The sequence below is a fragment of the Streptomyces sp. NPDC017202 genome (assembly GCF_044331705.1).
In the GTDB taxonomy this organism is placed as follows: Bacteria; Actinomycetota; Actinomycetes; order Streptomycetales; family Streptomycetaceae; genus Streptomyces.
The window spans coordinates 344,722-357,405 of the sequence record NZ_JBIRNP010000001.1 but is presented as its reverse complement, the minus strand read 5'-3'; the positions used below and the strand labels follow the sequence as shown (position 1 = coordinate 357,405).

The window sequence follows — 12,684 nt, the reverse complement described above, 5'->3', positions numbered from 1 at the left end:
CCGTTTGTCCGCCCCGGTCCGGGCAACCCGGACTGTGAGCCGGCCCGAGGGGCCGAAACACCGGAAGGCAACCATGTCCACAGGCGTGATCATCGCTCTGATCGTGATCGTGGCGGCCGTTCTCGCCGTCGCGGCCGTCCTGGCCGTACGGGCCCGAGGGTCGTCACATGGAGGACGGGGCCTGAAGCGCCGCTTCGGTCCCGAGTACGACCGGGCCGTGGCCCGGCACGGTGGGGACGTCAAGGCGGCCGAGCGGGAACTCGGCGGCCTGGTGGAGCGGCACGGAGGGCTGAAGGAACGGCCGTTGGAGCCCGCCGAGCGAGAGCGGTTCGAAGCCCGCTGGGCCGCGGCGCAGGAGCGCTTCGTCGACTCCCCGCGCGAGGCGGTCGCCGAGGCGGACCGGATCCTGTCAGAGGTCGCCGGCGCCCGCGGCTACCCCGACGGCGGCCGGTACGACGAGCAGGTCGCCGCGCTCGCCGTGCACCACGCCGACCACGTGCAGGGCTACCGGCACGTGCACCACGTCACCCGCTTCCACCAGGACGGCGGCGCGCGGGGCGGCGAGGCCCCCGGCACCGAGGACCTGCGGGCCGCCATGGTCGAGGCCCGCGACCTCTTCGACGACCTGGTGGACGAGGGCCGCCACCGGGCACTGACGACCCGGCCCGCACAGGACCGTCAGGCCGCGCGCCACGAGGGCGGCTCCGGATTCCACCTGCCGGGCTTCCACCGGCACCAGACCAAGGAGGGGTGAACAGGCATGGCCGACGTGACTTCCGGCGGCGAGTACCGCCGCGCGGCACAGGAGCAGGAACAGCCTCGAGTCGTACCGCTGGGGGAGAGCCAGGGGCACGGCCAGGAGCCGGGACCGGAACGGGGTCGGGCGCAGGGGTCGGGGCAGGGGCAGGGGCAGGGGCAGGGGCTGGGGCTGGGGGCGCAGAGCCCGGTGGCCGAGCCCACCGGCCCGTCCACCGCCCCGCCCGTCAACTCCTCCGCCAACCCGTCCGTGGACCCGGTCACCGGTGACCGGGACCCGCGGGCCGCCGCGTCCGGCGGCGTTCCGGCCGGGGCCGTCGAGGACAGCGGCGGCTTCGGCACCTCCCGGGGCACCGGCGTCCCTCACGGTACCCACGGCACCTCCGGTACCCATGGCACCTCCCCGGGCACCGGCGCCGCTCATGGCGTCCACGACGCCGACGGCGCCTCGCTGCTCCCGCACGACGAGTGCGACAAGCTCTCCGAGCGGATGCGGCACGCGGTCGCCGGGTTCGTGGACCGGCCCCGGGACGCGGTCGAGGAGGCCGACCACGTCCTGGAGGAACTCGCCGCCCGTTTCACCGACGCCATGAACAGCCGCCGCCGCACCCTGCGCGGCTCCTGGCAGCTCGCGGACGCCAAGAGGGGCGCGGCCGCCGAGACCGCCGACACCGAGCAGCTCCGGCTGGCCCTGCGGGACTACCGGGAGCTGACGGACCGGCTGCTGCACCTGTAGCGGTCGGGGCTTCCCGGGGTCTTTCGTCCGGACCAGGCCGGGCTCCGGCCTGGTCCGGACGAAAGACCCTAGCCGTCCCCCGTAGCCGCCCGGCGCTCCCGCCACTGCCGCACGACCTCTTCGACGTCGTACGGCTTCATGCCCAGCGGGGGGCCGGGCGGCGGCTTGAACATCATGTCGCGCAGCTTGACGTTGACGTCCGTGACGATCTTCCGGACGGTTCGCTCCGACGGTGCCGCGTACGCCGCGGCGAGGGCGTCCTCCGCCTCCTTGCGCAGCGCCAGCGCGGGCGGCAGGACCGAGAGCCCCTCGCGCGCCATCTTGCGCCTGACCCACCACAGTTCGTCGTAGGAACTCTCCAGCTCCGGGTCCAACGGCTTTCCCGCGCCCGCAAGTCGATCGAACTCGCCACGTCGCTCCGCGTCCCGGATCTGCTGGTCGACCCAGGACTCGAACGGGACGCCGGGTGGCTTTCGCTCGGTCATGCGTCCATTGTGCCGGACGCGGCGGGGCCGGGCGATTTAGTATGCGGCGGCTGTGCACGCACAGTTCGGACGCCGTCGGACAGACATCTCTTGAGGAGCGCACGTGCTCGAACTCACCATGGCCACCGTCTCCGGGACGGAAGAGGGTGCCACGGCCGGCATGCTCATGGCTGACGCGCCCAGCGAGCCGGGCGCCGTGCTGCGGGTGGGCCGGGACAAGTCCGTGTGCCGCCTCGTCACGCCCGAGGAGTGGCTGTTCGTCTCCCGGGTCCACCTGGAGTTCCTGTGCGGCCCCGAGGGCGTCTGGCAGGTCAGCTGGCTGCGCGGCTCCCAGCCGGACCCGTCCTCCGAGGTCCGGCTGGTGGTCGGCGAGTACGCCCAGACCATCGCCTACGGCGGGACCGTGCAGCTCCCGCGGGGCGGCAACGGGGAGATCGTCATCACGGACCGCACCGGCCCGCGCAGCGTCAACGTGGGCTTCTACCACGAGGCCTGAGGGCGGGGCACGACCCCACCGGTCCGGGGTCCGGGAGCCGGAGGAGGCCCGGGGCTACGCCAGCACGCGCGCCAGGGCGAAGCCGTCGTAGCCCTTGGCGCCGACCGTCTGGATCGCCGTACCGCTCAACCTCGGGTGCGCGCCGATGAGCTCGAGCGCCTCGCGGGTGCCCCGCACGTCCTCCGCGCCGCTGTCCGCGTCCACCACCCGGCCGTCCCGTACGACGTTGTCGACGACGATCAGGCTGCCGGCGCGGGTCAGCCGCAGCGCCCACTCCACGTAGCGGGCGTTGTTGGCCTTGTCGGCGTCGATGAAGACCAGGTCGAAGGGCGGCGGGTTCTCGTCCGCCAGCAGCGGCAGCGAGTCCAGGGCCGCGCCCACCCGCACCTCGACCCGCTCGCCCAGGCCCGCCCGCGCGATGTTGCGCACGGCGACCTCCGCGTGCTTCGGGCTGTACTCCAGGGAGACGAGCCGGCCGTCGGCCGGGAGCGCTCTGGCCAGCCAGATGGTGCTGTATCCGCCGAGCGTGCCGATCTCCAGGACGGTGCGGGCGCCCTGGATCTCCGCGAGGAGCTGGAGCAGCTTGCCCTGGTTCGCCGTGACGCTGACCGGCGGCAGCCCGGCCGTCCCGCTGTCGCGCAGCGCGGCCGCGGTCACCTCGTCGTCCGGGGCGAGGTGGCGGGTGAAGTAGGCGTCGACGATGTCCCAGATCCGCGGCTCGTCCATGCGCTCTGCCTCCCGGTCGTGACGGCACTCGTCGGAAACGCTGATCAGTTCGTCAACGCCGCGCACCGCGCCCGAGTTCCCGTCCGCCCGGACCCCGCGGGACCGGCGTCGGCGGGAACCCGCCGGTCAGCGCCCTCACCGGCCCCCGTCGCCCGGTCCGGCCCGGCGGATCGCCCCGCGTCCCGCGGACCCGGCCACTACCCCGCGCACTATCGTCTTCCGGACAAAAGGAGAACGGACGTCAGGTGAAGACGGGACGGCCCGCGTCCTCGTCGGGGGGTGCCGCGAGCCTCACAGGGTTGGTGAGGAGGGCTCGTGAAGCACCCCCACGAGGGAACGTGTGGGACCTACGGGGCGGGAGGCCTACGAGGCGTGGCGAATGCGGAGCACAGCGGGCGACCGGCGGAACCCCTCGGAGCGACCGCGGCCGGCACGGCGAGAGCACGCCTGCGCGTGGCCCGCCTCGGCCTCTGGCTGGTCGCGGCCGTCCTCGCCGTCCGGCAGGTGGCCGTCGTCCTCGGCACCCCGCGCGGAGAACGGCTGACGGACCTGGAGACCTGGGTCGGACCCGACGGCGTCCTGCACGTCAACGGTTCGCTCTACGACTCCACACGCTTCACCGGCACCCCGTTCGGGGGACTCGTCCTCAAACCCCTCACCCGGGCGGCCGAACAGGCCCTCGGCTGGGGCTGGACCTTCGGCACCCTGCTGCTGGTCGTCGCGCTCGGCCTGGTCGTCGCGCGGGCCCTGCCGCAGCCGGTGGGCAGACGCACCTCGCTGCTGGCCGCGCCCGTCGCGATCAGCCTGCTGATGCTGTCCCTGCCCGTCCGCACCACCCTCCGGCTCGGCCAGACCAGCATCATCCCCGTCCTGCTCGTCCTGCTCGGCTGCTTCGTCGTGCGGGGGCGGCACGCGGCCGGCGCGCTGATCGGCCTGGCGGCGGCCCTCCAGCCGACCGTCCTGCTGTTCGCCGCGCTGCTGTGGTTCACCGGCCGGCGCCGGGCCGCCGCGGCCGCGGGCGCGGCGTTCCTGGCGTGCACCCTGCTGGCCTGGGCGGCGATGCCGCACGACTCGTACACCTACTGGGTCCACCACATGGCCGGCGTGGGCCTCGGCGGCGAGGCGGACGCCCTCGGCAACCAGTCCCTGCACGGCGCCCTGCTGCGCCTCGGCCTGTCCGGTCCGCCGGAGATCGCGCTGTTCCTGACGCTGGGCGCGGCCGTGGCCGTCCTCGGCGTGCGCCGGGCGGTGCGGTACGCCCGCGACGGCCAGCTCCTGCTCGCGGTGTCGATCACCGGCTGTGCCGCCATCGCCGTGTCCCCGACGACCTGGCAGCACCAGCTCCTGTGGCTCCTGCCGGCGGCGGTCGGCCGGGTCGGCAGGCGGGCCTCGGACCGTTACGTCTGGCCGGTCGCCGTCGTCCTGGTCATGACCCTCCCGGCGAAGATGATGCTGCCGCACATGGCGGCCCTGTACCCCCTGCGTGACAACGTCGTGCTGCTGGCCGCGCTGGCCGCCGCGACGGTCGTGCCCTTCCTGCCGCGCACCTCCCCGTACCACCGCACCCCGGTCCCGACGCGGTACGCCGCCCCCGTCCCGGCCCGCTGGAAGCGCGTCCCGCCGCGGCTGTTCCCGCGCCGGGTCCTCACCCGCCCCAACCTCCTGCTGGAACTGCTGCTCCTCCGCGTCACCTACGCGGCCTACCAGCAGGTCCGGCTGGCGGCGACGGGCGGCACCATCTCGGGCGGACGCCGGCGGGCGGAGGCCCACGGCCGGCAGATCCTCGACATCGAGCGCTTCCTCCACATCGACATCGAGCACTGGGCCAACCACGCGGCCGTCGGGGCCGGCCGGCTCCGCGACTTCTTCGACTTCTACTACACGTCGTTCCACTTCGTGGTCCCGCTGTCGGTGCTGGCCGTCCTCTACCGGCGCCGCCCCGTGGACTACCGCTGGGCCCGCTCCTCCCTCGGCTTCGCGACCCTGCTCGCCCTCGTCGGCTTCTGGCTCTACCCGCTGGCCCCGCCGCGCCTGATGCCGGGCCTCGGCATCATCGACACCGTCCACGGCGTGCAGGACTTCACCCAGCCCGACTACGGCACGCTGACGTCCCTGACCAACCAGTACGCGGCGATGCCCTCCCTGCACTTCGGCTGGTCCCTGTGGTGCGGCATGGTGATCGCGATCGTCGCCCCGCGGGGGTGGATGAAGGCGCTGGGCCTCCTGCACCCCCTCCTCACGGTCTCGGCGATCGTGGCCACCGGCAACCACTGGGTCCTCGACGCGGCCGGCGGCGCCGTCGTCGTCCTCGCCGGCTTCGGGCTGGCGTACCTGCTGCAGGGGCCGCGGGCGGGGTCGGCGGAGGCGACGCCGCCGGGGGAGGACCGCCGGGTGGAACCGGAGAGGGAGGAGAGGGAGCGGACGGCGCGCGCCTGAACGGGGGCGGGGCCGGTCCGGGCTACCGTCCGCCCACCTCGGCGGGCGGGCGGACGGGGGGCGTGGCGGGGCGGCCCCGCCCGGCTCCGGAGCCGGCGTTCGGCCGGGTGCTCCAGCCAGTGGTGGGCGGCGGCCGCGGCGGCCTGGCTGGTCAGCAGGACGCCGGCCCAGAAGAGGAGGGTGGTGCCGCCGGGGGCGGGCTTGCCCCAGTGGAAGACGGCTGCGCGCAGGACGATCTCGTGGACGAGGTAGCAGGCGAACGACCAGTGGCCGAGCCGGATCATCCACGGTCCGCCCAGTCCGGTGCGGCGGCCGTCGAGGTCGGCCCGGTCAGCGAGGGCAGCCGGTCGCGGCCGGGCGCCGGTACAGGGTCACGAACGGTTCCTCCGGCGGTCGGGGCGGCGGGGCGGTGACTTCGACCCGAACGAAGGAGCGAGGACATCGCCCTGCCGACGGGGCCCCGGTGGTCCGGGAAAGGAGTGAGGCGGCGGCCCCCGGGGATCGGGGGGCCGCCGCCTCACGCGTGCGGGGTCGGCGTGGCTCAGTACCAGCCGTTGGCCTGCCAGAAGGACCAGGCGCCGGCCGGGCTGCCGTAGCGGGAGTTCATGTAGTCGAGACCCCACTTGATCTGGGTCTTGGCGTTGGTCTTCCAGTCGGAGCCGGCCGAGGCCATCTTGTTGCCCGGCAGGGCCTGGACCAGGCCGTAGGCGCCGGACGAGGAGTTGGTGGCGTTGACGTCCCAGTTGCTCTCGTGCTGCACGATCTTGCTGAACGCGTTGAACTGCGCGGCGTCCGGGATCATCTGGTGCGCGATCGCCTTGGCCTGGGAGGCGGAGGTCACGGTCGAGGCCTGGGCGGGGGCCGCGGACAGCGCCATGCCGGCGGTCGCGGCGGCCAGGGCGGCGGCGGTGAGGGCCTTCTTCGGGGAAGCGATGCGGCGGATGACGGAGACGGACACGGAGAACCTTTTTCCTTCGGGGGCAGATGCGTCGTGGTGCATGCGGAGTCACGCGGTGCGTGGCCGCACCGCGTGATGTGCGTCGGGGGGCTGCATGCGTCGGCGCCGGGGGCCCGGGGGCTCGTCGGCGCCGTGCGACGTCCTCCAGAGAAACAGGCTCGGCGGGGGTCCGCAATGACCCCTTTTACTAGTTGTGGCCGCATGTGGGGTGAAGGTCGGCCGTGTGACCCGGCTCTCAACGCGCAGGTCAGGACGGCAATCTGCATGGACATGGCGTCCGAAATATCCCACTAGGGCGGATCGTAGGTGATGTGGGTCATGTGGGATGCTTCACCGGGCGGGGGTCCTCGAATGTGACCGCGGTCTCGAAGGCCGCGCGCCGGGTGGCTCTGCGTAGCGCCCTGAGCACGGCCGGACCCAGCGTCAGGGTCAGCACGACGGTGACGACGGCCCGGCCCAGGTCCCAGCCCAGCGAGGTGGCCGCGCAGTACGCGAGGAAACGGGCCAGGTTCTCCGGTACGGCCGCGTCCGGATCGAAGGAGATGCGCGAGGCCAGCTCGCCCAGGAACGGCCAGCCCGCCATGTTCATCGCCGTGCCGTAGGCGAAGGCGGCCAGGAAGCCGTAGACCGCGAGCAGGACCAGTTCGCCCCGGCCGCGCAGCCGGTCCGGGCCCGGCAGCAGGCCGGCGCCCATCGTGAACCAGCCCATGGACAGCATCTGGAACGGCATCCACGGGCCCACCCCGCCCGTGAGCAGCGCGGACGCGAACATCGTGACCGAGCCCAGCACGAAGCCGAAGCCGGGGCCGAGGACCCGGCCGCTGAGCACCATCAGGAAGAACATCGGCTCGATGCCCGCCGTACCGGCCCCGATCGGGCGCAGGGCGGCGCCGGTCGCCGCCAGCACGCCGAGCATCGCGACCGCCTTCGCGCCGAGCCCCGACTCCGAGATCGTCGCCGCCACCACCGCGACCAGCAGGACCAGCAGCCCCGCGAACAGCCAGGGGGCGTCCTGCGCGTGCGCGTTCAGCGCCGAGGCCGGCGGGGCCAGGAACGGCCAGGCGAAGGCGACCACCCCGACCGCGCTGACCAGCCCGAGCGCGGCCACGGAACGGGGACCGAGGCGGACCGCTCGCGCCTGCCCGGCCGGGGCCGGCCGTCCGGTCGCGGTCACCGCAGCGCCTCCCGCACCTGGGCGACGGTCAGCCACTCCTGCGGGGCCAGGATCTTCGTCACCTGCGGGGCGAAGGACGGGGAGGAGACGATCACCTCGGCCGTCGGACCGTCCGCGATCACCTCGCCCTCGGCCAGCAGCACCACCCGGTGGGCCAGCTCCGCCGCCAGCTCCACGTCGTGCGTGGCCAGCACGATCGCGTGCCCGGCGGCGGCCAGCCCGCGCAGGAGGCCGACCAGGCGGGTCTTCGCCGCGTAGTCCAGGCCGCGGGTCGGCTCGTCGAGCAGGAGCAGCGGCGGGCGGGCGGCCAGCACGATCGCCAGCGCCAGCGTCAGACGCTGGCCCTCGGACAGGTCGCGGGGATGGGTGCCGTCGGGGATGCCGGGGAGCAGGTCGCGCACGAGGGCGCGGCAGGTGCCGGGGGCGGCCCGCGCGTCCCGGTCGGCGGCCGCGCACTCGGCGGCGACCGTGTCGGCGTACAGCAGGTCGCGGGGTTCCTGCGGGACGAGGCCGACCCGGCGGACGAGGTCGCGGGGTGCGGTGCGGTGGGGGAGCGCGCCGCCCGTCCGGACCGTGCCCAAGGACGGCTCGACCAGGCCCACGAGGGTGTTGAGCAGGGTGGACTTGCCGGCGCCGTTGCGGCCCATCAGGGCGATGGTCTCGCCGGGGGACACCGTCAGGTCGACGTCGCGCAGCGCCTGCACCCGGGCGCGGCGCACCCAGAGGGAACGGACCTCCGCCGGGAGCGCGGACGCGGCCGGGGCGGGGGCGGAGCGCCGGCGCAGGCGGGCGAGCGCCGGGCGTGGCGGCGGCCCGGCGGTCGCGGCCGGGGCGTGTCGCGGCTCGCGGCCGGCCGGCCGATCGCCTGGGTCCCCCGCCGGGGCCGGTACGGCGCGCCGGCGCCACCGGGGGAGCGCCGGGCGCGGCGGCGGCGCCGGTTCGGCGACGGCGGGCGGGGGGTGCCCCGGCTCCCGCCCGGCCAGCCGTTCGCGCAGGTCGCCCGCCATGCGCCGGGCGTCGCGGACGGTCAGCGGCAGCGGGGACCAGCCCGCCAGCCGGCCCAGATCCACCACCGGCGGACGCACCGGGGACACGGCCATGATCTCGGCCGGGGTGCCCAGCACCGGGGCGGCACCGGGCGCGGGCAGCAGGGCGACCTGGTCGGCGTACTGCAGGACGCGTTCCAGACGGTGTTCCGCGAGCAGGACGGTCGTGCCGAGGTCGTGGACCAGGCGGAGCAGGACGGCGAGGACCTCCTCGGCGGCGGCCGGGTCGAGCGCGGAGGTCGGCTCGTCCAGGACGAGGACGCGGGGGTGCGGGGTGAGGACCGAGCCGATCGCGACGCGCTGCTGCTGGCCCCCGGAGAGCGTGGCGATCGGACGGTCGCGCAGGGCGGCCAGGCCGAGCAGGTCGAGGGTCTCCTCGACGCGGCGGCGCATCACCGCCGGAGGCAGGCCCAACGACTCCATGCCGTAGGCGAGTTCCTCCTCCACGGTGTCCGTGACGAAGTGGGACAGCGGGTCCTGGCCCACCGTCCCCACCACGTCGGCGAGTTCACGCGGCTTGTGGGTGCGGGTGTCGCGGCCGGCGACCGTCACCCGGCCGCGCAGGGTGCCGCCCGTGAAGTGCGGGACGAGACCGCCGACCGTGCCCAGCAGCGTCGACTTGCCGACCCCGGACGGACCGGCGAGCAGCACCAGTTCCCCTTCCGGGATCTCGAAGTCGACGTCCCGCACGGTGGCCTCGGGGCAGCCGTCGTACGTCACGGAGACGTTCTCGAAGCGGATCACGGCGACGGCTCCTTCGGGAGCGGGGCGGACAGCAGGGCGGGCAGCAGGCCGACGAGCACGGCCGCGGCGGGCCACAGGGGGAGGGCGGGCGCCGTGAGCGGGATCACGCCGGGGTGCAGGGCCGCCGGGTCGGCGGAGGCGGCGAGCGTCAGCAGTGCGGCGACCGCGGCACCGGACCCGGCGACCAGACAGGCCCGCGGGGTCCAGCGGTCCGGGCGGTAGCGGGTGCGCGGCGAGCGGCGCCCGCCCAGCCGCAGACCGGCGAGCGCGGCGGCGACGCCCACGGCGAGCACCGGCAGCCCGTACGTGCCGCCCGCCGCGGTGAGCAGGCCGTACGTCCCCGCGCAGACGCCGAGCAGGCCGCCCAGGGTCAGGACGGCCGTCGTACGGCGGACGCGGGACGGCACGTCGGCGGTACGGCCGTAGCCGCGGGCGTCCATGGCGGCGGCGAGGGCGACGGAGCGCTCCAGGGCGCCCTCCAGGACCGGGAGCGCCACCTGGAACAGGCCGCGCAGGCCCCGGTCCGGGCGGCCGCGCAGCCGGCGGGCGGCCCGCAGCCGCTGGACGTCGGCGATGAGGTACGGGGCGAAGGTGAGCGCCACGACGACGGCGACCCCCGCCTCGTACAGGGCGCCGGGGAGGGCCTTCAGGAGGCGGGAGGGGCTCGCCAGGGCGTTCGCGGCGCCGACGCAGACGAGCAGGGTGGCCAGGCGCAGGCCGTCGTACAGCGCGAACACGACGCCCTCGGCGGTGACCCTGCCGCCCAGCCGGATGCCCTGCGCCCAGTGGGGGAGCGGGACTTCGGGGAGGGTCAGGATCACGTGCGTGCCGGGGACGGGGGAGCCGAGGACCACGACGAAGAAGAGACGGACGGCGAGGACGGCCAGGGCGAGGTGGAGGAAGGCGGAGTAGGAGCGGGACCAGGGGGTGCGGGGACGGCAGGTGAGGACGACGTGGGCGGAGGTGGTGAGGAGGAGGGCCAGCAGGAGCGGGTTGGTGGTGCGGGTCGCGGCCGTGCCCAGACCGAGGGCCCACAGCCACCAGGCGCCGGGGTGGAGTGGGGGCGCGGAGGCGCTCGCCGGCGTCGGCCGGGTGCGGGCCCCGCTGGGGCCGACACGGTTCCCGGTGGGCCGGAGACGGTTCCCGGTGGGACGGGTGCCGCTCCCGACGGGGCGGGCGCCCTCAGTCATTCCGGCGCCGCCGGGCCTGCCACACCGCCGCCGCGGCCAGGGCGGCGACCAGCGCGCCGCCCGCGTAGACGCCCACGGACGGGCCGCCGCCGTCCGCGGCGGACGACGGGGAGTCCGGCGAAGCCGGCGGCTCCGCGGCGGAGTCGTCCCGCTGCTCGCCCCGCTGCTCGTCCTCGTCCGTCGTCACCTGGTCCCCGCAGCCCTTCTGCGGGTAGCCCGCGATCGCGCACAGCAGCGCGTTCGTGTCGTAGCGCAGGGGTTTCGCGGTCGAGGCGAGGGCCTCGGCCGTGGTCGCGTCGTCCGGGACGCGGGCGCAGGCCGTGCGGGCGGCGGGCGGCCTCTCGCCGGACGGCGCGTCCGCGGCGGTGCCGAAATCGAGGACCAGGGCCACCCGCTTCATGCCGTCCCGCTCCGGGGTCCGCGCGCAGATCGACCCGAACGAGGCCGTGCCGCGCGGCCGCGACGCGTTCTGCGAGTCCTCGCTGACCGCGAAGCGGAAGCCCTGCACGGCGCCGTCGGAGGGGCGGGCCGTGGCGGGGCCCTCGGTGGCGTAGACCCAGCGGTCGCCGTCGCGGTCCCAGAACGACCAGTAGCGGTAACCGGCCGCCTGCGCCGGGCCGGTGCCGGCCAGACCCAGGAACAGCGCGGCGGCGAGCAGGGCGCCGAGACGGCGTATCACGGCTGCTGCTTCCTGCGGCCGCTGATCAGGAAGCCGATGCCGACACCGGCGACGAGGAAGACGCCGACGGTCCACCAGACGCCGAAGCCGTCCTCGGAGTCCTCCCTCGCCCCGTCCGTGTCGTCGGTCCCGTTCGCGCCGTCCTGCCGCGCGGCGCCGGTGGCCTGCGGGGCCGGGCCCGTCGCGTTCAGGGCGGCGACCAGGTCCGTGCCGCCGAACGCGCGCGGGTCGGTGCCCGTCGCGTGGGCGGCGAGGACCAGTTGGGCCCAGGCGGCGGGGCCGCTCTGCTTCGCCCAGGCGGCGGCGTTGCGCTGGAGCCAGGCCAGCGGCTTGCCCGCCTGCCCGGCGCCGCCCTGCGCGGCGAGCGCGACCACGGCGTCGGCGGTGTTGCCGTAGTCCGGCTGGTTCTCGGCGCCGGGGAGCACCGAGGTCAGGTACCCGTCCTTCGCGACGGCCTTCGCCAGGTAGGCGGCACCGTTGGCGGCGGCCTGCCGCGGGGTGGCGGGGGCGGCACAGGCGGTCGCGGCCGCCTTCTTCCCGGCGCCGGCCGCCAGGCCCTCGCCGAGCGCGCCGAGGACGCCCGCGGCCGTCGCGTCCGCGTTGGCCGCCAACGCGCCCTGCTTGTCGGGCTGGTAGGCGAAGGCGCCACCGTCGTCACAGGGCAGCGCGAACCCGACCAGGGCGTCGTACGGCGACTTCCCGCCCTTGACGACCTCGGCGGGCTTCTCCCCGGCCGCGGCCAGCGCGCCGACGACGACGGCCGTCGAGTTGGTGTCGCTGGCGCCGCCGGGGGCGTACCCCCAGCCGCCGTCCGCGTTCTGCACGGACTTCAGCCAGCCGACGGCCTTCTTCGCCGCGGCCTCGTGACCGCCGAGGGCCGCGAGGGCCTGTACGGCGGCGGCGGTGCTGTTGGTGTCGACCATCAGCTTGGCGTCGCAGGCCTGGGCGGGATCGGCGCGGAACGCGGCGAAGGAGCCGTTCGCGCACTGCTGCCCGGTCAGCCAGTCCACGGCCTTCTCCGCCGGCTTCACCCCGACCGTGTCCTGGGCGAGCAGCGCGAGCGACTGGCGCCAGACACCGTCGTACGTCGGGTCGGTGGTGCCGTACAGACCGGACGGGACCGCCACGGACGGGGTCGGCGACGGGGACGCGGCCACGGCGGGCGTGGCGGCGCCGATCACTGCGGTGGCGGCCAGGACGGCGGCGCTGCGGCGGACGTTCATGATCGGCGGGTGCCTCTCCCTGTCAGGGGGCCGGG

12 protein-coding genes are annotated in these 12,684 nt (G+C 75.4%); 4 read left to right on the top strand and 8 right to left on the bottom strand.

The window, feature by feature from the left end; all coding sequences use genetic code 11:
* The first annotated feature begins 73 nt into the window (after positions 1-73).
* Entirely contained in the window at positions 74-754 is a 681-nt protein-coding gene (locus ACH4N1_RS01460) for a hypothetical protein (RefSeq protein ID WP_398093680.1), read from the top strand.
* Between the two features lie 6 nt (positions 755-760).
* Positions 761-1,492 carry a hypothetical protein gene (locus ACH4N1_RS01455; protein WP_398093679.1) on the top strand — a complete coding sequence of 244 codons (732 nt, stop codon included), beginning with the start codon at positions 761-763 and terminating at the stop codon, positions 1,490-1,492.
* Between the two features lie 68 nt (positions 1,493-1,560).
* On the opposite strand, the gene ACH4N1_RS01450 is transcribed toward ACH4N1_RS01455, so the two are convergent.
* A complete protein-coding gene (locus tag ACH4N1_RS01450) occupies positions 1,561-1,977 on the bottom strand; it encodes a DUF1992 domain-containing protein (protein ID WP_398093678.1) in 417 nt (138 codons plus the stop codon).
* A gap of 103 nt (positions 1,978-2,080) precedes the next feature.
* Between ACH4N1_RS01450 and ACH4N1_RS01445 the strand changes: the two genes are divergently transcribed.
* Positions 2,081-2,473 (top strand): hypothetical protein, encoded by a 393-nt coding sequence (locus ACH4N1_RS01445; RefSeq protein ID WP_366062797.1) that lies wholly within the window; start codon positions 2,081-2,083, stop codon positions 2,471-2,473.
* A gap of 54 nt (positions 2,474-2,527) precedes the next feature.
* Here the strand turns inward: ACH4N1_RS01445 and ACH4N1_RS01440 are convergent, their stop codons facing one another.
* Positions 2,528-3,199 (bottom strand): O-methyltransferase, encoded by a 672-nt coding sequence (locus tag ACH4N1_RS01440; RefSeq protein ID WP_398093677.1) that lies wholly within the window; start codon positions 3,197-3,199, stop codon positions 2,528-2,530.
* A 372-nt stretch (positions 3,200-3,571) separates the two neighbouring features.
* On the opposite strand from ACH4N1_RS01440, the gene ACH4N1_RS01435 reads away from it, so the two are divergent.
* The gene (locus ACH4N1_RS01435) at positions 3,572-5,635 is read left to right on the top strand and encodes a bifunctional glycosyltransferase 87/phosphatase PAP2 family protein (RefSeq protein ID WP_398093675.1); all 2,064 of its coding nucleotides are present in this window, start codon (positions 3,572-3,574) and stop codon (positions 5,633-5,635) included.
* Between the two features lie 541 nt (positions 5,636-6,176).
* Here ACH4N1_RS01435 and ACH4N1_RS01430 read toward each other — a convergent pair.
* The 6 genes from ACH4N1_RS01430 to ACH4N1_RS01405 form a co-directional block, all read right to left on the bottom strand.
* A complete protein-coding gene (locus ACH4N1_RS01430) occupies positions 6,177-6,593 on the bottom strand; it encodes a transglycosylase SLT domain-containing protein (RefSeq protein WP_398093674.1) in 417 nt (138 codons plus the stop codon).
* 316 nt (positions 6,594-6,909) lie between these two features.
* A complete protein-coding gene (locus ACH4N1_RS01425) occupies positions 6,910-7,767 on the bottom strand; it encodes an ECF transporter S component (protein WP_398093673.1) in 858 nt (285 codons plus the stop codon).
* Entirely contained in the window at positions 7,764-9,557 is a 1,794-nt protein-coding gene (locus ACH4N1_RS01420) for an ABC transporter ATP-binding protein (RefSeq protein ID WP_398093671.1), read from the bottom strand. The genes ACH4N1_RS01425 and ACH4N1_RS01420 overlap by 4 nt, the downstream gene beginning before the upstream one ends.
* Positions 9,554-10,747 carry an energy-coupling factor transporter transmembrane component T gene (locus ACH4N1_RS01415; RefSeq protein ID WP_398093669.1) on the bottom strand — a complete coding sequence of 398 codons (1,194 nt, stop codon included), beginning with the start codon at positions 10,745-10,747 and terminating at the stop codon, positions 9,554-9,556. The genes ACH4N1_RS01420 and ACH4N1_RS01415 overlap by 4 nt, the downstream gene beginning before the upstream one ends.
* Complete coding sequence (locus ACH4N1_RS01410) at positions 10,740-11,426, bottom strand: SCO2322 family protein (RefSeq protein ID WP_398093667.1); 687 nt, start codon at positions 11,424-11,426, stop codon at positions 10,740-10,742. The genes ACH4N1_RS01415 and ACH4N1_RS01410 overlap by 8 nt, the downstream gene beginning before the upstream one ends.
* Positions 11,423-12,649, bottom strand: coding sequence for a prenyltransferase/squalene oxidase repeat-containing protein (locus tag ACH4N1_RS01405; protein WP_398093665.1), 1,227 nt, complete (start codon positions 12,647-12,649; stop codon positions 11,423-11,425). The genes ACH4N1_RS01410 and ACH4N1_RS01405 overlap by 4 nt, the downstream gene beginning before the upstream one ends.
* Between the last annotated feature and the right edge of the window lie 35 nt (positions 12,650-12,684).

Coding starts and splice junctions, on each gene's coding strand:
- ACH4N1_RS01405 (WP_398093665.1), bottom strand. CDS start 12,649: ATGAACGTCCGCCGCAGCGCCGCCGTCCTGGCCGCCACCGCAGTGATC.
- ACH4N1_RS01460 (WP_398093680.1), top strand. CDS start 74: ATGTCCACAGGCGTGATCATCGCTCTGATCGTGATCGTGGCGGCCGTT.
- ACH4N1_RS01450 (WP_398093678.1), bottom strand. CDS start 1,977: ATGACCGAGCGAAAGCCACCCGGCGTCCCGTTCGAGTCCTGGGTCGAC.
- ACH4N1_RS01440 (WP_398093677.1), bottom strand. CDS start 3,199: ATGGACGAGCCGCGGATCTGGGACATCGTCGACGCCTACTTCACCCGC.
- ACH4N1_RS01455 (WP_398093679.1), top strand. CDS start 761: ATGGCCGACGTGACTTCCGGCGGCGAGTACCGCCGCGCGGCACAGGAG.
- ACH4N1_RS01415 (WP_398093669.1), bottom strand. CDS start 10,747: ATGACTGAGGGCGCCCGCCCCGTCGGGAGCGGCACCCGTCCCACCGGG.